This window comes from Labrenzia sp. VG12, from assembly GCF_002237595.1.
Classification (GTDB): Bacteria; Pseudomonadota; Alphaproteobacteria; order Rhizobiales; family Stappiaceae; genus Roseibium.
On the sequence record NZ_CP022529.1, the window covers coordinates 3,021,105 to 3,040,120 of the forward strand.

At 59.7% G+C, this 19,016-nt stretch carries 18 protein-coding genes; 13 read left to right on the forward strand and 5 right to left on the reverse strand.

Going from position 1 to position 19,016, the window contains the following annotated elements:
- Window positions 1–46: 46 nt before the first annotated feature.
- Window positions 47–739 carry a GntR family transcriptional regulator gene (locus CHH27_RS14040; RefSeq protein WP_094072148.1) on the reverse strand — a complete coding sequence of 231 codons (693 nt, stop codon included), beginning with the start codon at window positions 737–739 and terminating at the stop codon, window positions 47–49.
- Window positions 740–828: 89 nt separating this feature from the next.
- On the opposite strand from CHH27_RS14040, the gene uxaC reads away from it, so the two are divergent.
- The 3 genes from uxaC to CHH27_RS14055 all read left to right on the forward strand — a co-directional run bounded on the left by uxaC (window position 829) and on the right by CHH27_RS14055 (window position 6,630).
- The gene (gene uxaC / locus CHH27_RS14045) at window positions 829–2,271 is read left to right on the forward strand and encodes a glucuronate isomerase (protein ID WP_094072149.1); all 1,443 of its coding nucleotides are present in this window, start codon (window positions 829–831) and stop codon (window positions 2,269–2,271) included.
- A 209-nt stretch (window positions 2,272–2,480) separates the two neighbouring features.
- On the forward strand, window positions 2,481–5,840 hold the full coding sequence (locus tag CHH27_RS14050) for a VCBS domain-containing protein (protein WP_094072150.1): 3,360 nt from the start codon (window positions 2,481–2,483) through the stop codon (window positions 5,838–5,840).
- Window positions 5,841–6,003: 163 nt separating this feature from the next.
- A complete protein-coding gene (locus tag CHH27_RS14055) occupies window positions 6,004–6,630 on the forward strand; it encodes a LysE family translocator (protein WP_094072151.1) in 627 nt (208 codons plus the stop codon).
- Window positions 6,631–6,648: 18 nt separating this feature from the next.
- Here the strand turns inward: CHH27_RS14055 and CHH27_RS14060 are convergent, their stop codons facing one another.
- Window positions 6,649–7,740 carry a YeeE/YedE family protein gene (locus CHH27_RS14060; RefSeq protein WP_094072152.1) on the reverse strand — a complete coding sequence of 364 codons (1,092 nt, stop codon included), beginning with the start codon at window positions 7,738–7,740 and terminating at the stop codon, window positions 6,649–6,651.
- Window positions 7,741–7,855: 115 nt separating this feature from the next.
- Between CHH27_RS14060 and CHH27_RS14065 the strand changes: the two genes are divergently transcribed.
- Window positions 7,856–8,791: an MBL fold metallo-hydrolase gene (locus CHH27_RS14065; protein ID WP_094074743.1), complete on the forward strand. Its 936-nt coding sequence runs from the start codon at window positions 7,856–7,858 to the stop codon at window positions 8,789–8,791.
- A gap of 17 nt (window positions 8,792–8,808) precedes the next feature.
- On the opposite strand, the gene CHH27_RS14070 is transcribed toward CHH27_RS14065, so the two are convergent.
- The 3 genes from CHH27_RS14070 to CHH27_RS14080 form a co-directional block, all read right to left on the reverse strand.
- On the reverse strand, window positions 8,809–9,903 hold the full coding sequence (locus CHH27_RS14070; protein ID WP_094074744.1) for a YeeE/YedE family protein: 1,095 nt from the start codon (window positions 9,901–9,903) through the stop codon (window positions 8,809–8,811).
- Window positions 9,904–10,036: 133 nt separating this feature from the next.
- Window positions 10,037–10,387, reverse strand: coding sequence for a helix-turn-helix transcriptional regulator (locus CHH27_RS14075; RefSeq protein ID WP_094072153.1), 351 nt, complete (start codon window positions 10,385–10,387; stop codon window positions 10,037–10,039).
- Between the two features lie 91 nt (window positions 10,388–10,478).
- Window positions 10,479–10,850, reverse strand: a complete 372-nt coding sequence (locus CHH27_RS14080; protein WP_247646105.1) for a transcriptional regulator — start codon at window positions 10,848–10,850, stop codon at window positions 10,479–10,481.
- A 92-nt stretch (window positions 10,851–10,942) separates the two neighbouring features.
- On the opposite strand from CHH27_RS14080, the gene CHH27_RS14085 reads away from it, so the two are divergent.
- The 9 genes from CHH27_RS14085 to CHH27_RS14125 all read left to right on the forward strand — a co-directional run bounded on the left by CHH27_RS14085 (window position 10,943) and on the right by CHH27_RS14125 (window position 18,974).
- A complete protein-coding gene (locus tag CHH27_RS14085; protein WP_094072154.1) occupies window positions 10,943–11,677 on the forward strand; it encodes a cytochrome c biogenesis CcdA family protein in 735 nt (244 codons plus the stop codon).
- 20 nt (window positions 11,678–11,697) lie between these two features.
- Window positions 11,698–12,291 (forward strand): thioredoxin family protein, encoded by a 594-nt coding sequence (locus CHH27_RS14090; RefSeq protein WP_094072155.1) that lies wholly within the window; start codon window positions 11,698–11,700, stop codon window positions 12,289–12,291.
- Window positions 12,292–12,468: 177 nt separating this feature from the next.
- A complete protein-coding gene (gene soxX, locus CHH27_RS14095; RefSeq protein ID WP_094072156.1) occupies window positions 12,469–12,948 on the forward strand; it encodes a sulfur oxidation c-type cytochrome SoxX in 480 nt (159 codons plus the stop codon).
- Window positions 12,949–12,970: 22 nt separating this feature from the next.
- On the forward strand, window positions 12,971–13,420 hold the full coding sequence (gene soxY / locus CHH27_RS14100; RefSeq protein WP_094072157.1) for a thiosulfate oxidation carrier protein SoxY: 450 nt from the start codon (window positions 12,971–12,973) through the stop codon (window positions 13,418–13,420).
- Between the two features lie 31 nt (window positions 13,421–13,451).
- Window positions 13,452–13,781, forward strand: a complete 330-nt coding sequence (soxZ, locus tag CHH27_RS14105) for a thiosulfate oxidation carrier complex protein SoxZ (protein ID WP_094074746.1) — start codon at window positions 13,452–13,454, stop codon at window positions 13,779–13,781.
- A 49-nt stretch (window positions 13,782–13,830) separates the two neighbouring features.
- The gene (soxA, locus tag CHH27_RS14110) at window positions 13,831–14,679 is read left to right on the forward strand and encodes a sulfur oxidation c-type cytochrome SoxA (RefSeq protein ID WP_094072158.1); all 849 of its coding nucleotides are present in this window, start codon (window positions 13,831–13,833) and stop codon (window positions 14,677–14,679) included.
- A 209-nt stretch (window positions 14,680–14,888) separates the two neighbouring features.
- A complete protein-coding gene (gene soxB / locus CHH27_RS14115; protein ID WP_094072159.1) occupies window positions 14,889–16,583 on the forward strand; it encodes a thiosulfohydrolase SoxB in 1,695 nt (564 codons plus the stop codon).
- A 32-nt stretch (window positions 16,584–16,615) separates the two neighbouring features.
- Window positions 16,616–17,890 (forward strand): sulfite dehydrogenase, encoded by a 1,275-nt coding sequence (gene soxC / locus CHH27_RS14120; protein WP_094072160.1) that lies wholly within the window; start codon window positions 16,616–16,618, stop codon window positions 17,888–17,890.
- Window positions 17,874–18,974 (forward strand): c-type cytochrome, encoded by a 1,101-nt coding sequence (locus tag CHH27_RS14125; protein ID WP_094072161.1) that lies wholly within the window; start codon window positions 17,874–17,876, stop codon window positions 18,972–18,974. The genes soxC and CHH27_RS14125 overlap by 17 nt, the downstream gene beginning before the upstream one ends.
- Window positions 18,975–19,016: the final 42 nt, after the last annotated feature.

A 19,016-nucleotide genomic window follows, 5' to 3' on the forward strand; every position in this document is an offset into this window, starting at 1 on the left:
TTAATCTCACGCCACTGTGACCCATGGCCACCAGCTTCTCTGGGGATCAATCGTCAAAATACTCAGGGTGCTCGCCCCGGATGGCCTGAAGCACGGCTGCAATCCTGCCGAGATGCGTGCCCAGGATCGCTTCCGCACCAGCTGCATCTTTCCGGCGCAGCGCATCGACAAGATCAACATGATCAGCGAAGGCGGTTTGCGCGCTGGAGGCGAGCGACAGGAACCGCACCCGGTCCATATGCGCCTTCTGGTCCCGGATCAGGGACCAGACATGGCCCTGCCCCGCCATCTCGCACATCCTGCGATGAAACTCATCATCCAGCGCGTGAAAGCCGGGCCGGTCGTCTGCGGCAACCGCAGCCTCCTGATCCGCCAGCAGGCGTTCAAGCTCCCGGATGTCGGGCTCCGAAATCGTCTGGATCGCCGCCTTGAGACAGGCGAGTTCCAGAGCTGTCCGCACAAATCTGGCACGCAACACAGCGGTCTCGGAAATTCGCGTGATGACAGTGGCGCGCTGTGGCCGGATTTCAAGAAACCCCAGTTGCGACAATCTGAAAAACGCATCGCGCACAGGCTGCCGCGACACTTCGAATGCCCGGGCAACATCAATCTCTGACACTTTCGTTCCGGGCGCAAGATCAAGCGACAGGATCTGCCGGTGAAGGGCCTCGAACACCTGATCGGTTACACTTGGCGACCTGACCGGCTCCAGTCGTCTCAGTCCATCTCTGCCAGGCATTGCGCTCCTCTTCGTTGACGCCCACCAGCAACTAGCATATTAGCATATTCTCATCAACACGGACCGCCTTGAACGATGTGGAGGACGTCATGCCATCGGAAACGGACGGAGGGGTCATCCCCGGAAAAAGGGCGCTCGACCCGCATCGGCTGTTTCCCGCCGATCCGGCCAGCCGGTCTCTTGCGGCGGACCTCTACGACAGCATCAGGCACCTGCCGATCGTCAGTCCCCATGGCCACACCGATCCGCGCTGGTTTGCCGAAGACAAACCGTTTCCCGATCCAGCGCAGCTGTTCGTGGTGCCGGATCACTATGTCTTCCGAATGCTGCGTTCTCAGGGCATCGAACTCGCCGACCTGGGTGTGCAACGCATCGACGACAGCCCGAGCGAGACCGACAGCCGCCGAATCTGGCGGATCTTTGCCGAGAATTTCCATCTCTTCCGGGCGACACCCTCCAGGTTGTGGCTGAAGCACTCCTTCCAGGAAGTGTTTGGCTGGACAAAGCGCCTTTCTGCCGAGACGACGGACGACGCCTATGACCACATTGCCGAGTGCCTCGCCCGGCCGGAATTCAGGCCACGAGCTCTCTTTGAACGTTTCAACATCGAGGTGATCGCCACAACGGAATCGCCCCTGGACGATCTCGCCTGGCACCGGCAGATCCGCGACAGTGACTGGACAGGCCGTGTCATTACCGCCTACCGGCCGGACCCGGTCATTGATCCAGAATTCGAGGGCTTTGCCGCCAATGTCGAGCAATTCGGCGCTTTGGCGGGCGAAGATGCCACTACCTGGCAAGGCTATCTCAACGCCCACCTGGTCCGTCGCGCCTATTTCAAGTCCTTCGGCGCAACGTCATCCGATCACGGCCACCCGACCGCACGGACCGAAAATCTTTCCCCTGCCGACGCCGAGACCCTGTTTCAAAAAGCGCTCAAAGGCACCTGCTCGGCTGAAGAGGCAGACGCCTTCCGGGGCCACATGCTGACCGAAATGGCCAGCATGAGCCTTCAGGACGGACTGGTCATGCAGATCCATCCAGGCAGCTTCCGGAACCATTCCCTGAAAACCTTCCAGGAGTTCGGACGCGACAAGGGTTTCGACATTCCCACCCGAACCGACTATGTGCGCGCGCTCAAGCCGCTGCTGGATGCCGTCGGGCTGGAGAGGGAGCTCTCCATCATCCTCTTCACGCTGGATGAAAGCGTCTATGCCCGCGAACTGGCGCCACTGGCTGGGGCCTATCCGACCTTGAAGCTCGGGCCTGCCTGGTGGTTCCATGACAGCGCGGAAGGCATGCGCCGCTACCGCGAGATGACAACGGAAACCGCCGGTTTCTACAACACGGTCGGTTTCAATGACGACACGCGCGCCTTCTGTTCCATTCCCGCCCGCCATGACGTCGCCCGTCGGGTCGATTGCGCGTATCTTGCCGATCTTGTCATTACCGGACGCCTGGACGAGGACGAGGCGTACGAGGTTGCGCAAGACCTGACCTACCGACTGGCAAAACAAGCCTACAAACTCTGATCTCACCTGCGGCTCAAGCACAACCTCTCAGACCGAACGCGGCTGAGTGGCAAAGCTATCGTGCGACACCGCGCGCACCGGAAAGAAATTTCCGGATATACTTATCCTGCAATTAAAAATGTCAAACTATCTGTTTACCCTCTTTGTTTGAATCATATCACATTCGGATTGAGTTGATTCGCATTTGCAACCGGATTTCAGAGGATCAGATGGGGCTTTCCAATATTTATTATTCCGACTGGCTCGGCGGGCTGGTTATCAATGGCAGCGCTGCCAACACCACCATCACCAATACCACGATCAAGGACCTTGCCGAACAATTGCCTTGGTACCCGGTTCATTGGCAAAAAAATAAATTGGATCAATTACTTTCGAGCAGTGATCCGCTCGCCGGAAATGACCTGATCTTTGGTGGCCAGGGAGACGATTTCATTGAGTCCTCCTCAGGCAATGATCGGATTTTTGCCGGTGGTGGAGATGATACCATCGATGGCGGAACGGGAACGGACTGGGTTTTTGCCGGCTCCGGCAACGATACCGGGATTTTTTCCGACACGAACACCGACGGCTACGACCTCTATAGCGGTGGCAGCGGTTACGACACGCTTGTTCTGAACCTGTCACTTGAAGACTACCAGAATTCGAAATCAGACATCGAAGATTTCATTTCGAACTTGAATACGTTCTGGAGTTATATTCCTTTCACGTTTCAAGATCTTGGACTCGTTGCCTATGGCTGGGAAGAATTAAAAATCATTGTTGATCCAGAAATTCAATCATCAGATGCAAAATTGATTTCTGAAACAGAGAATGTAACGGGATCGTCCGAAACGGTCTCTGCGACAGGCAGTCTGCAATTCGCCGACGATGCTTTCTCCGAACACACGGTATCCGCCAACCTGCACAGCGCAACCTGGTCGGGCGGGGATCTTTCCGCTGCTGCCCTCGAACAGCTCAGCCTCGGCTTTGCAGCCGATCTCGGCAGTGTCGTTGACGGAGAAGGTATGATCGACTGGTCCTTCTCGATCGAGGACGCCCGGCTTGATTTCCTTGCCGCCGACCAGCATCTGGAGGTGGTTTTTGAAGTCAACATCGACGATGGCCAGGCGACGGACAGCGGGTTTGTCACTGTAACGATCTCCGGAGCAAACGACGCTCCGACGGCCCAGAACATCGCTGCGGTGATGGATGAAGATACTGGCAGCGTGTTGCTGACACCGCAGTTTACGGACCCGGATCTCGGCGATATTCATGTTGTCTCGTTCGAGGATTCCGAAGTGTCGCTGAGCGCTGGCCTCAGCGACATCACGGACAACGGAGACGGCACATTCACTTATGTCGCGAGCGACAGCTACGACAACCTTGGCCTCGGTGACAGCACGACGGAAACACTGTTTTACACCGTCACCGACGGCTCTGGCGCCACATCAACCGCGTCCGTCACCATCACGATAGAGGGCCGCAACGACGACCCGATGCTCCAGGCCGGCGCCCTTGCCGCGACCGAGGACGGTGACGCCGTCGATCTCGACCTTTCCGCGCTCGGGTCCGATATTGACAGCGATGACGATGGCAGCTCGCTCACCTATACGGTCAGCGGTGCACCCGACAAGGGAGAGGTCACTGTCGACGGGACCGTCTTGTCCTTCGACCCGTCCGGCGCCTTCTCCCATCTGCAAACCGGTGAGACCGAAGACGTCCTCATCGAAGTAACCGCAACCGACGCACACGGCGCAACGGCAGTCAATACGATCACCGTCACAGTGACGGGAGCCGCAGGCGAGCCGCTGTTTTCCGCCGAAGACCTCAGCACCGGGCGCATCGAATATGAGTTCCAGGGCTTTGACCTGGAAACCGGCGAAGTGAAAACTCCCGACTTCCCTGGAATGCCGGAAATCCCAGGGTCAGATTTCACCTTTGCCTACAATGGCAACACCCCGCCAGAGGGCGTCAACGCGGTCCTGTTCCAGAACCAGACGCCTGAAAATCCGGTTGAAATCGCCTTTCTGGACGAAATTGCGCTCGGCAGCCTTACCCAGGCCGACGTCGACGGCGCCGTTTACACAACGCAACTTGTCGACCTGCCATTCGAGGCCGATGACACCATCCTTCTGAGAACCGCAGATGGCAACGTCTTCGCGATTGGCAATACCGCTGAGTTTGATCAGCCCGGCGATGACTTTACGGTATCGTTCGAATACGCGCAGGTCAGCGGCACGACAGGCGGCACCCCGCTGTTTACCGTCGATGACTACAGCAACGGGCGTGTTGTTTTCGAACAGCAGGGGTTCGATCTGGAAACCGGAACGGTGAAAGAGGCAGACTATCCCTTGCAGCTGAACATTCCGGGGACCGATTTTTCCTTCTTTTACAACGGCAACCAGCCGCCAGAAGGATTCAACGCAACCCTGTTCCAGAACCAGTCCGCGGAAAACCCGGTCCAGATTGCGTTCATCGACGAAGTCGATCTGGACACCCTCACCCAGGCAGATGTCGATAGCGCCGTCTTCACCACCGACCTTGTCGATATGCTGCTCGAGGATGACGACACAATCCTCGTGAAAACCGGCGACGGCAATGTCTTTGCCATCGGCAATACGGTGGAACACGACCTGCCGGGAGAAGACAATTCCGTTTCCTTCGACTACGTGCAGGTTGAAGGCATCACCCCACCCCCGCCGGATGGTGTTCTTTCGGCCGAAGATCTCAGCACCGGCGAAGTAGAGTTCATGTTCGAGGGCTTCGATCTGGAAACCGGCACGGCCCAGTTCGGCACCTTTCCGTTCGACTTCGACTTTCTGGACGCCGACTTCATGTTCGACTACGACCAGACGACGCCCTCCGATGGCACCAATGCCATTTTCGTTCAAAACGGCTCACCGCTCAACGAGGCCCAGATCGCCTTCTTTGACGAGACCTCGCTCCTGAACCTGACCCAGGCTCAGATCGACTCGGCCGTTTTCTCCAGCGAGCAGCTGCAGCAGCCGTTTGAATCCGACGACACTGTTCTGATCAAGACCTGGGACGGCAATGTCTACGCTCTCGGCAACGCGGTGGAACGCGACCAGCCAGGCGGCGACTACAAGGTCTCCTTCGACTATGCCCTGATTGAAAGCGATCCCAGTGATCCCCTGTTTTCGCCCGAGGATTTCAGCAATGGCCGTATCCAGTTCGAGTCACAGGGGTTCGACCTGGAAACCGGCGAAGTGAAAGATGCGCAGTTCCCCGGTGATCTCAACATCCCGGACTCGGATTTCAACTTTGTCTACAATGGCAACCCGCCGAGAGAGAATACGAATGCGGTCCTCTTCCAGAACCAGTCTCCGGACAATCCGGTCGAGATCGCCTTTCTCGACGGGGTCGATCTGGACGAGCTCACCCAGCGGGATGTCGACACTGCGTTTTTTACCACCTCGCTGGTCAGCAATCTGTTCGAGGCAGATGACACCGTCCTCTTGAGGACCGGCGATGGCAACGTCTTTGCCGTCGGCAACTCGGTCGAACATGACTTGCCGGGTGAAGACTTCTCCGTGTCATTCGACTACGCCAACCTCACCGACCTGTTCTAGGGTCCGCACACCGGTGCACCGGGACTATTGGTGAATGAAAAGGGCGCGCCGAGGCGTGCCCTTTTTCATTGTTCGCGCGCACCTTGTCTCACCTGGACATGAACGCTCTTGTTCCAGCAAAGAAAGCAATCCTTAATGGGATAGTCCCTGCTCCGGAGCTTCCATGATCGAGACCACCACCCTTCTGACCTTTGTTGCCATGGTGCTCGGTTTTGTCTTCATCCCCGGCCCGGCAACACTTTTGACCATTGCCCGGGCGACAGGGTCCGGCACGAAGGTCGGCATCGCAACAGGTGCTGGCATTGCCGTTGGCGATATCGTCCATACGTTCATGGCCGTTGTTGGGCTGTCTGCGATCATCGCAACGTCAGCCCTTCTGTTCAGCCTGATCAAATATGCCGGCGCGGCTTATCTGATCTATCTCGGCATTCGCGCGCTCCTCGCAAGGGCGCCCGGCGTTCCCGGTCAGGCTGCCCTGCCGGTCTCCGCCGGTAAGGCCTTTCGCCAGGCGATCCTGGCCGAAGTGCTAAACCCCAAGACCGCCCTGTTTTTCCTGGCCTTCCTGCCGCAATTCGTGCAGCTGGAAAACGGCCCGGCGGACCTGCAGCTGGCGATACTCGGCACGGTTTTCGTGCTGTTTGGCCTTCTCAGCACCGTGGTCTTCGCGCTCGGGGCAGGTCAGCTCGGCGACCTTCTCCGCCGCAATGCCGCTGTCCTGAAATGGCAGGGCAAGGTCATTGGAACGCTCTATTGCGCACTTGGCCTGCGCCTTGCGCTTCAGGAACGCTGACCGGACGGCCGCGGCTGATCACGCTGGCTGGCTGGCCTCGTCTGCCGCCGCCGCACGCGACTTGCCGTTTCTGGTCAGAAGCCGATCGGTGACAGCGGCTGACAGCCAGATCGCCGTCAGCGTTATCCAGGCCGTCACCGCAAAGATCGACGCACCGGTAATGCCGGCTCCGACGGCGCAGCCACCGGCCAGCATGCCGCCAAAGCCCATCAGCGTCGCGCCGGTCAGATACCGTGCCATGGAGCGGCCGCCTTCAAAGCCCTGCAGGGCCAGTTCCTTCGTCAGGAGCGCTGCCAGAAACGAGCCCAGAAACACACCCGGTACCAGGCCGATGTCGAAATCGAGCACATTGCCAGGCGGGGACAGAACCAGCATCAACGTATCGGCCGACGGTCCGGTAAAGGTAACGCCCTCCACCTGAACGGGGTCAAAAGCCTGCCGGGCCATGGCGGACGTAAACCACCAGGCGAACGGGATCGCCAGACCGGCTCCCGCAGCCGCAAGGAGTTGCCAGATCCGAACCCTTGCGCGCCAGGCAAATACCAGACCTGCCACCAGCCATAGAGCAGCAAATGAAATGGTGATGGCCGGTGTCAGGCCGAGATGTGCAGTCAGGTCATTGCCGCCAATGTCGCCCGTTGTCCAGAGGCCGGCGAGACCTTCGCGAACAGGCGCCAGCACGCCGCGTAGGCTCGCCTGGGCAACGACCGCAAAGACCAGTCCTGACAGCAGTGCCCTGAGGTTGCCCGTTGCCGACAGAACCAGGAGCCGGCTGGCGCAGCCCCGCGCCAGAACCATGCCGGTCCCGAACATCACGCCGCCGAACAAGGCGCCTGAAAGGCTTTGCGGTGACGCCAGCTGGCGGGCCTCGCTCGCCTGAACCTCGCCCAGAATCATCAAGACCTGCGTCCCGATCAGGGCCGCCGAAAAGGCCAGCAACCAGACCGGCAACCGGTCCTTCGGCGCCCCTCTGGAAAACTCCAGGCTCGCCGCGCGCAGACAGAACCGGCTCTGTTGTGCGAAGGCACCAAAAAGAACCCCGACAACAAGCCCACCGGCTGCCAGCAGCAAGGGTTCGGATATGCGGTCCAGCAGATAGGTCAGATCCATTGCGCGCTCCTTCGCACGTCATTTCGGCCATTGCGCAGAAGTTTCGCGGCGCAGGCATTGACCAATCTCAAGGAAACATAGATAAATTCAAAAGTTTGAATATGTGGAGGACAACATGGCCCGATCCAAGCGCAATTGCCTGTCGAGAAGAACAATCCTTGCAGGCGGGCTCGCTGCGGCGGGCGCCAGTCTGACCAGTTTGCCAAGGGCATTCGCGGAAGCCAGCCTCACACTCGGCGATCATGACATAACGGTCTTTTCCGACGGCAACCTGACCTTGCCAATGAATTTTGTCCTGCCCGACAAAAGCGAAGCGGAGATCGCGGCCCTGATGGAGCCGCATGGTCTGGCCACAGATACGCTGACCCCGGACTGCAACATCACACTCTTGAAATCTGGCGAGCGGCTGGTTCTGTTTGATGTCGGCGCAGGACCCAATTTTCAGGCAAGCGCAGGCGAGTTGCCCGGCAAGCTGGAAGACGCCGGCATCGATGCCGCAGAGATCACCGATGTGGTGCTGACCCATGCCCATCCGGACCATCTCTGGGGCATCCTGGATGACTTCGACGATCCGCTTTACCCCGAAGCCAGCATCTGGGTGCCGGAAGCCGAATGGGACTACTGGCGCGCGGATGACACGCTTGCCAAGACCCCCGAAGCCCGCAAGAGCTTCGTGGTCGGAGCCCAGTCAAGATTCGAGGCCATCGAGGACCAGGTCTCCATGGTCCGGCCCGGCCAGGAGGTCCTGCCCGGCGTTGAAGCGGTCGACACGTCCGGGCACACGCCGGGCCACATGTCCTATGTGCTTCACGGCGGCGGCGACAGTGTCATGGTGCTCGGAGATGCGATCACAAATGCCGTCATCTCGTTCGAGAAACCGGGCTGGGTGTCCGGTTCGGATCAGAATCCGGACAAGGGCATTTCAACACGCAAGGCGTTGCTGGATCGGCTTTCCCGGGATCAGACACGCCTGATCGGTTTTCATTTTCCGCATCCGGGCAGCGGACGGGTGGAACGATCCGGTGAAGCCTACAGATATGTCGCCGGCTAAATTTTGGGTCTCGCGAACTATTCCGCCGCAACACCATCGCTGCGGCGGAAGGCTGCCAGAACCGAGCCTTCCAGCAGCCAGGCCAGCCCGACACGTGCGCCAAGCGCCATGGACAGCATGACGATGGGTGCTGAAATGGCGAGGGTGGAAAAGCCCGTGATCCCCTGCCCGACCGTACAGCCCATGGAAAAGACACCGCCAATTCCCATCAGCGTGCCGCCCAGAATATGCCGGCCGAGTTCCCGTGCATCATCGCAGGCTTCCCAGCGGATATCCCGGTTCCACAGCGCCGCCGCAACGGCACCCATGAGCGTACCGGCGATCAGCCCGACACCATAGTCGGGCCAGGTGCCTGTATAGGTGATGAGCTGCATGATCGTGTCGCCGACGGGCACCACGAAGGACCCGGCTTCGATCTGCACCGGTTCGAAGGAATGCGCTGCCACAAACGTCGTCGCCCACCAGCCGAAGGTGATGACGGTGCCAATCAGGATACCCGCCCCGATCCGGGTGAACTGGGACCGGTAGTCGGCCGAGCGGAAGATCCAGGCAAGACCGGCGATCGCGATCAGCCCCGCAACCACGCCAACCAGATCCAGGCCGAACAGGCCGGACGCAATGTCCCCCATGGACTGGCTGCCGCTTCCGGCAAAGGAAACGGCAAGGTCATCAACCAGCGGCACGCGCAGGATACCGACAATACCGCGCTGTGCAGCCAGGGCAGACAGGCCGATCACGGTCAGAACCACCAGCGCCCTCAGACTGCCGCCACCCAGGCGCAACACGGCGCCGAACCCGCAGGTGCCGACCAGGGCCATGCCGATGCCGAACATGAAGCCGCCGATGATGGCCCCGGTCCACGGAAAGGCCGACTCGAGATAGAAAGAGGCATGGGTGTCCGCAAGGCCAAGGGCCACGAGGATCTGCGTGCCGATCAGGGCGGAGACCGCTGCCAGGACCCACGTTCTCAGACCGCTGCTGTCGCCGGCGTACCAGTGGCGCTCAAGGGCGGACAGGGTGCAGAAATGCGTCGCCCGGGCGACAAAGCCCAGCACACAGCCAGCCAGGACACCCAGAAGCGGCAGCAGCACCACCGGCTCGAAAACAACCATGTCAGCACCATCCTCCGCAGCAATGTGCTGCGTCTCCTCCCCTTCGCCGTTTCGACCCCGTACGGTCCGGCGATTTTCATAAAGCGTAACAGGCGGCGATTTCGCCAGCAATCAAAGAGGGTGCTGCAACGCATCAAGCATCCGGCGACCGGACATCCTTGCAGAACAGTTCATAGAGGCTGGCGATGATCGAACTGACTTCGTCGTCCATCAGACGGTAATAGATCATGCGCCCTTCGCGCCGGGACTGAACCAGCCCCTCCAGCCGCAACCGCGCCAGCTGCTGTGAAACGGCGGCCTGCGGCATGGTCAGGATCTCTTCCAGTTCGGAGACCGACTTCTCGCCTTCCGACAACAGGCAAAGGATAACAAGGCGCACTTCATGGGACAGGGCCTTGAGCAGGTCGCTGGCCTTGCGCGCCTGCTCCATCAGCAGGTCGAGATCCTTTGCATCCATGTCCTTGTTGAAGACCGGCAGGTTCATGAAAGCCTGATGCCCCTCGTTTTTGATCTTGTGCGGCGCACACTACACTCGTTTGCGACCATGTTCCCGAAGTTTCTCCGGTTCAGCAAATTCAATTGATTTTTTCCGGCAGCTTTTCAAGCATTGCCGACAGCAGCGGCCAGAAAAAATGCTCACCCGGGTAGCCCCGGAGACGATCGATCTCCACGCCGTCCGAGACCAGAATGAAGGTTGGCGTCAGCCTTTCACGGGCAACACCTGCCAGGTCTTCAGGCCAGCCGTCCGTGATATCGACCCGGCGCAGCGGCGCTACCCTGCCCTCCTCGGTCTTTGGATAGGCACCCCCGATTTCCTCGTCCCAACGTTCGCACCAGACACACCCCGGCTGCTCCACCATGATGAGTTCCGCCGCCATTGCCGGCAACATCCACACCAGGCTGAGCATTACGATAACCGCCTGAAAAACAGGGCTTTTGAAAGACATCGAGCCGTCTCCGAATTTCTTGGATTGCAATATATAGGAATTTTTGAATATTTTAAAGCAACCCAAGCTCGAGATTCACAGGGAGGAGCGACTTGCTCGATGTTACTCTGGGCGCCGCCTTCCTGGCGGGGCTGTTGTCCTTCGTCTCGCCCTGCGTGCTGCCAATCGTACCGCCTTACCTGTGCTACCTTGCCGGTGTCAGCGTTGACGAGCTGAAAGGAGACGCTGCCACGGCGGAAACCGGCCGGCGCGTGGTGCTGGCAGCCATTGCCTTCGTGTTCGGGTTTTCCGTTGTTTTCGTGGCGCTCGGAGCAACGGCAAGCGTCATCGGGCAATCGATCGCGCGGTATTACGACATTCTCACCTACGTCGCCGGTGGCATTATCATTCTGATGGGCCTGCATTTTCTCGGCGTGTTCCGGATCGGCCTGTTGTTCCGCGAAGCGCGTATACATGTGGAGAGCAAACCGGCAGGGCTGATCGGTGCCTTTCTGATGGGGCTTGCATTTGCGTTCGGCTGGACACCCTGCGTCGGCCCGGTGCTGGCCTCGATCCTGTTTGTTGCAGGCTCCTCGGACACGATCTGGAGCGGCGCCGGCCTCCTGGCAGTCTATGCGCTTGGCATCGGCCTGCCCTTTGTCCTTGCCGCCGCCTTTGCCAGCCAGTTCCTGAAATTTGCCGGGCGCTTTCGCAAGCACATGGGCACGGTGGAGACGATCATGGGGGCAATGCTGGTTCTGACCGGCCTGCTGTTCGTGACCGGGCAGATGTCCACCATTGCCCTCTGGCTCCTGGACACTTTTCCGATCTTCTCGCAGATCGGCTGACACTTTTGGGAGGATTTGACATGCGCAGTCTGACAGTTCTGATCACTGCCTTTTTTCTTGCACTTGGCGCTCACGTGACGAGCCTGGCCGCCACCGTGGGCGAGGACGGTCTTCACAAGCAGGACTGGTTCACAATCACCTTCAAGGACATGGCGGAGGATATCCAGACAGCTGCCGATGAGGGCAAACGACTGGTCATCGTGTTTGAACAGCGCGGCTGCATCTATTGCCGCCAGATGCACGAAAAGATCCTCTCCGACCCGGAAGTCGCCGACTACATCAAGGACCATTTCATGGTCGTGCAGTACAACATGTTCGGCGACGAGGAAGTCATTGACCTGGACGGCGAGGAGCTGACAGAGAAGACTGCGGCCCGCAAGTGGGGATATGTTTTCACACCGACCCTCGTCTTCCTGCCTGAGGACGTCCCGGCGGATACGACCGCCGCGAAAGCCGCCGTTGCCACCATGCCCGGGTCCTTCGGCAAGTGGACTTTTTTGAACATGTTCCGCTGGGTTCAGGAAAAGGGCTACGAGGGCGATGAGCATTTTCAGAAATATCATGCCCGCATAATCAACGAGTTACGGGAACAGGGCCGCCTTGCCGAAGACTGAAGGACGATCAAAATCCGGGTCTGAAGCAGCCTTCGCAAAAAGGCCTATTGCATAACATATGCAAAAAATCATATCTTTTAATATGAGGAGACCAGGCAGGCTGGGGATTCGCACCTGCCGCAGAAACGGAAAACGGCATCAAGCCGTACGTTTCGCACTGAGGAGGAAAGCCGACACATGATCAAGGGCGCGACACTTAAAGTCTTGCCGGCCGCTCTGGCCGGTCTGGCTCTCATGGCCGCATCGGTGGCGACAGCCGGGACGGTGGCACCGGACAGCGTGCCAATCGAAGACATGGAGCTGAAACAGTCGCTGACCGGTTCGCCGGGCGATGCCGTTGCAGGGCGTGAAGCATTTGCGGACAGGAAGAAGGGCAATTGTCTGGCGTGTCATGTCAATGCAGACCTGAACGACCAGCTGTTTCACGGGGAAGTTGGCCCGCCGCTGGACGGGGTCGCCGACCGTTGGGAAGAAGCCCAACTGCGCGCCATCATCGTCAACTCCAAGGACGTCTTCGGCGAACAGACCATCATGCCCGGGTTCTACACAATGAAAGTGGGCATCAATGTTGCCGAGAAGCATGCCGGCACGACCATCTTGAGTGCACAGGAAGTGGAAGACATCGTCGCCTACCTGCTAACGCTCAAAGAAAACTGATCTCAGGTTCAAGGAGCAAGAGATGAATATCACGCGACGCCAAGTGTTCGGACTGACGGCAGGTGCTGCCGCCGCCCTGGCATTCAAACCAACTTTCTCCATTGCTGCGACGGATGAAACCGAAGCCGCAATCAAGGCATTTACCGGCGGGGCGACACCAGCTGAAGGAACGGTTTCCCTTGATACCCCGGAAATCGCTGAAAACGGCAACACTGTCCCTGTGGGCGTTTCTGTCGACAGCCCGATGACCGCCGACAGCTATGTTGAATCCGTCATGATCCTGGCGGACGGCAACCCGAATCCGGCTGTAGCCACCTTCCATTTCACCGCCATGAGCGGTGCGGCCGAAGCCAAGACCCGTATTCGCCTGGCCAAGACACAGAACGTGATTGCTGTCGCGAAAATGAACGATGGCTCCACCTTCATCGACCGCAAGGAAGTCAAGGTCACCATTGGCGGCTGCGGCGGCTAATCGAGCGGAACAGGATTACGAGGACAAAATCATGGCATCTCCAAAACCCCGCGTGAAAGTGCCGAAAAAGGCCGCACAGGGCGAAGTCATCACGATCAAGACCCTGATCAGTCACCCGATGGAATCCGGTCAGCGCAAGGACAAGAAGACCGGCGAACTGATCCCACGTCAGATCATCAACAAGTTCACCTGTGAGTTCAATGGCCAGGTCGTTTTCAGCTGCGACATGGATCCCGCTGTCTCGGCCAATCCGTACATGGAATTCAGCGCCAAGGTGAATGAGCCAGGTACTTTCAAGTTCACCTGGGTGGACGATGACGGCAGCGTCTACGAGACCGAGAAAAAAATCGCTGTTGAATAGGCCGGCAGATTTGCCGCACAAATCGGGAGGAGACGATTTGGCCAAGAGAATGAAAAGCATCGCCACCCTGGCTTCAGCGATCCTGATGGGGACTGTCGCCGCCATGGCCGGTGGACCGGTTGATGACAAGCTCGTGATCGACGGGGAAATGGAAATCAAGACGCGGGTTGCTCCGCCAGAAGGGCACCCTTTGGACGAAATCATTTCCGGTTGGCACTACCGGACCGAGGAAACTCGGGCCCTGGAGGCAGACAGTTTCCAGAACCCCGGCATGCTCTACGTGGAGCGCGGTGAGGAAATCTGGAACACCGTCGACGGGGACGCGGGAAAATCCTGCGCCTCCTGCCACGAGGATGCTTCCGAGTTCCTGAAGGGCCTCGGCGCAAGTTATCCGAAATGGAACGCGGAAGCCGGCAAACCGTTCAACATCGAGCTGCAGATCAACCAGTGCCGCGAACAGAACATGCAGGCGAAACCCTACAAGTTCGACGCGGCCGATCAGAAGGCACTCACCACCTATATCAAGCATCAGTCGCTTGGCATGCCGGTGGAAGTCGACCTCACCAAGGGCGAGATGCAGGCCTGGTGGGACAAGGGCAAGGACCTTTACTACACCCGGACTGGCCAGCTGAACCTTGCCTGCGCCACTTGCCACGAGGACTATAACGGCAACTATATCCGCGCGGATCACCTCAGCCAGGGGAATGTCAACGGCTTCCCGACTTACCGGCTGAAACAGTCCGCCATGGTGTCGCTGCACAATCGCTTCCGTGGCTGCATCCGGGACACGCGCGCCGAGTTTCCGGCCGCATTCTCCGACGACCTGATGGCGCTGGAAGTCTATGTGACCTGGCGCGGCTCAGGGCTTGGCGTCGAAACGCCGGCAGTGCGCCAATAGGCTGACAGCACCCTTCCGGCGCGGCTGCAGCCGCCGCGCCGGACCTTCGCCGCAAGAGCGGCAACGAAACAACAAACCCGACTTCCAGACATGGAGGCGCGCGGTCAACTGTGCGCCAACGGGTTTATTGTGCCTTTTGAACGGCACCCGAGATGCTCCGATCAAAAACCTCGGAGCGGCGTGCCTTGAACGGAGTGGAGTGACCGGGAATGTTCTCAAGACGTGAGTTCCTGATGGCGGCAACCGCGACAAGCGCCCTTTTGGGCTCCGGCATGGCCGGGTCCTGGTCGCGGCTGATGGCGCAGCAGACGCTGACCGAAGACCAGCTGCTGGCAATGGAACCGGCGGGCCAGCTGACGCTGATCCACATCACCGACATCCACGCCCAGTTGAAGCCGCTCTATTTCCGCGAGCCCTCCATCAATCTCGGCATCGGCGACGTCACCGGCAAACCGCCGCATGTGACAGGTGCTGATTTCCTGAAACTCTACGACATCCAGCCCGGCACGCCCGACGCCTACGCCCTGACCTCTGAAGACTTCGTGTCGCTGGCCAGGTCCTACGGCAGGATGGGCGGCATGGACCGCGTCGCCACCGTGATCAAACGCATCCGGGCCGAGCGCGGCGCAGACAATTGCCTCCTTCTCGATGGCGGCGACACCTGGCAGGGCAGCTATACCTCCAACAAGACGCTTGGCCAGGACATGGTCACGGTGATGAACGCCCTCGAACCGGACGCCATGACCGGGCACTGGGAATTCACCTATGGCACCGATCGGGTCAACGAGTTGATCGAAGAGCTGCCCTTCGCCTTTCTGGGTTCCAACATCTATGACAATGAATGGGACGAACCGGCCTTCGAAGCCTGGAAGATGTTCGAGCGCGGCGGTTCCAGGGTCGCGGTGATCGGCCAGGCCTTCCCCTATACGCCTATTGCCAATCCGCGCTGGATGATCCCCGGCTGGTCCTTCGGCATCCGCGAGGAAGACATCGCCACCCATGTCGAGGAAGCCCGCGGCGAAGGCGCCGACGTGGTGGTGCTGCTCTCCCATAACGGCTTCGACGTCGACCGCAAGCTGGCTTCCCGCGTCGACGGCATTGACGTCATCCTGACCGGCCACACCCATGACGCCCTGCCCGAACCGGTGATCGTCAACGACACGCTGGTGATAGCCTCCGGCTCCAACGGCAAGTTCGTCTCGCGTGTGGATCTGGATGTGCAGGACGGCAAGGTCTCAGGCTATGCCTACCGCCTGATCCCGATCTTCTCCGAAGTCATCACGCCGGACGCCGACATGACCGGGCTGATCGACGAGGTGCGCGCGCCCTATGAGGCCGATCTTGCCCGCGTGCTCGGCAGGACCGAGAGCCTTCTCTACCGGCGTGGCAATTTCAACGGCACGTTCGACGACCTGATCTGCCAGGCGCTGCTTTCAGAGCGCGACGCCCAGATCGCGCTGTCTCCGGGTTTCAGATGGGGCACCTCGCTGCTGCCGGGCCAGGACATCACGTTCGAGGACCTGCACAACGCCTGCGCGATGACCTACCCGGCCGCCTATCGCTCCACCATGAGCGGCCAGATGCTGAAGGACATCCTGGAAGATGTCGGCGACAACCTCTTCAACAAGGACCCCTATTACCAGCAGGGCGGCGACATGGTGCGCGTCGGCGGCATGGGCTACACGATCGACCCCAATGCCGATATCGGCTCCCGCATTTCCGGCATGACGCTGCTGGCAACGGGCGAGACCATTGACCCCGCAAAAGACTATGTCGTCACCGGCTGGGCCTCGGTCAATGAAGAAACAGAAGGCCCGCCCATCGACGAAGTCGTCGAGAGCTACATCCTGAAAAACCCAGTTGTGAAGCTGCCGGACAACCAGTCCGTCAAGCTGGCCGGCTGACTTGAATAACGTGAAATCCTAAGGACACACCCATGAGTGATACCAAGGGTTCCCAACCCCAATCCCTCTCCCGCAGGTCTCTTCTCAAGGCCGGTCTTGCGGCCGGCGCCGTTGCCGGGTCCGCCGGAGCGGCGAAGGCCGCGGGTGATCCGCTGATTACCGAGATCCAGGACTGGAACCGCTATCTCGGTGACGGCGTTCAGGCCCGCCCCTATGGCACGCCGTCGGAATTCGAGGCTCATGTCGTGCGCCGCGATGTGGAATGGCTGACAGCCTCGACCGAGAGCTCCGTCAATTTCACCCCGTTGCATGAGCTCGACGGCATCATCACGCCCAACGGTCTCTGTTTCGAACGTCATCACGGCGGCATTGCAGAAATCAATCCGGCCGACCACCGGCTGATGATCAACGGCCTCGTCGACACGCCGCTTGTTTTCACCATGGAGGATTTGAAACGGTTCCCGCGCGAGAACCGGGTCTACTTCCTGGAATGTGCCGCCAATTCCGGCATGGAATGGCGCGGTTCCCAGCTGAACGGCTGCCAGTACACCCACGGCATGGTTCACTGCGTCATGTATACCGGCGTGCCGCTGAAGCTGATCCTGGAAGAAGCGGGCATCAAGACCAGCGCCAAGTGGGTCATGCCCGAAGGCGCCGACGCGTCGGCCATGACGCGCTCCATCCCGATGGAAAAGGCGCTTGATGACTGCCTGGTGGCCTTCAAGATGAACGGCGAGGCCCTGCGCCCCGAACAGGGCTATCCGCTGCGCCTTGTCGTGCCCGGCTGGGAAGGCAACATGTGGGTCAAGTGGCTGCGCCGCATCGAGGTTGGCGACGAGCCCTGGCACCAGCGGGAAGAGACCTCCAAATACACCGACCTCCTGGAGACCGGCAAGGCACGGCGCTTCACCTGGGTTATGGATGCCAAATCCGTCATCACCAGTCCGAGCCCGCAAGCGCCCGTCGCTCACGGCAAGGGGCCGATGGTGATTTCAGGCGTTGCCTGGTCCGGCAACGGCCGCATCACCCGCGTCGACGTGTCGCTCGACGGCGGCCGCAACTGGAAGACCGCGCGTCTTGATGGCCCGAGCCTGCCCAAGGCCCTGCATCGTTTCTATCTCGACATCGACTGGGACGGATCCGACCTTTTGATCCAGTCCCGCGCCATGGACGAGAACGGCTTTTACCAGCCGACCAAGAACGAATTGCGGGCCGCCCGCGGCGAAAACTCGATCTACCACAACAACGGCATCCAGACCTGGCATGTCAAAGCAGACGGAACGGTGGAAAATGTCGAAGTTTCTTAAAGCACTGTGCCTTGGTACCGCGCTGGCCGCTCTTCCCGGCCTGGCCCTCGCGGGCGATGCTGAAAAAGGCAAGAAGGTCTTCAAGAAATGCGCCGCCTGCCACGCGGTTGGAGACGGCGCGAAGAACAAGGTTGGCCCGCAATTGAACGAACTGTTCGGCCGGACAGCCGGCGGGCTTGAGGGCTACAAATATTCCAAGGCCATGGTCAAGGCCGGAGAGGACGGCCTGGTCTGGGACGCAACCACGACGGCCACCTATCTGGAAAAGCCCAAGGCCATGATCAAGGGCACCAAGATGGCCTTTGCCGGTCTGAGGAAACAGGAAGACCTGGACAATGTGATCGCCTATCTGGCGACCTTCTCCAGCGCCGCCCCTTCTGGTGAAGAGCAAAGCTCTGCCGCACCGCCCGCTGAAGAAGACACCCGGACGGCCGCCGCAGCACCAGCGGCAACCCCTGTTTCCACGACCCGGGACGGAGGTGTCCTTGGCCTCGGCCGAAAGGCCACGGCCGACGAGATCGCCGCCTGGGACATCGACATCCGCCCGGATGGTCAGGGCCTGCCGGTCGGCTCAGGTACAGTAGCGGAAGGCGAACCGCTTTATACGGACAATTGCGCCGTCTGCCATGGCGACTTCGGCGAAGGGGTCGGTCGCTGGCCGGTTCTCGCAGGCGGTCACGATACGCTCACCGAGGAACGTCCGGAGAAGACGATCGGCTCCTACTGGCCTTATCTGTCGACGGTCTATGACTACGTCCGAAGAGCCATGCCGTATGGCAATGCACGCTCGCTCTCCGACGACGATGTCTATGCCATCACCGCCTATCTGCTTTATCTGAACGACATTGTCGATGACGAGGAGTTCGAGCTTTCCAACGAGAACTTCCTGGAAATGCGGCTGCCGAACGAGGAGAACTTCATCGCTGACGATCGTCCAGAGGAAGTGCATTATGCCAGGCAGGGGGAACCTTGCATGAGCGACTGCAAACCGGCCGCCGACATCACCATGCGAGCACGCATCCTGGATGTTACGCCGGGATCGGTTGATGACGATGCTGCGGCAGGTGTCGGAGGCGTCGACTGACACCTGCCTGTGGCTGGCGACAATTGGCAGTCACCGGCCAGC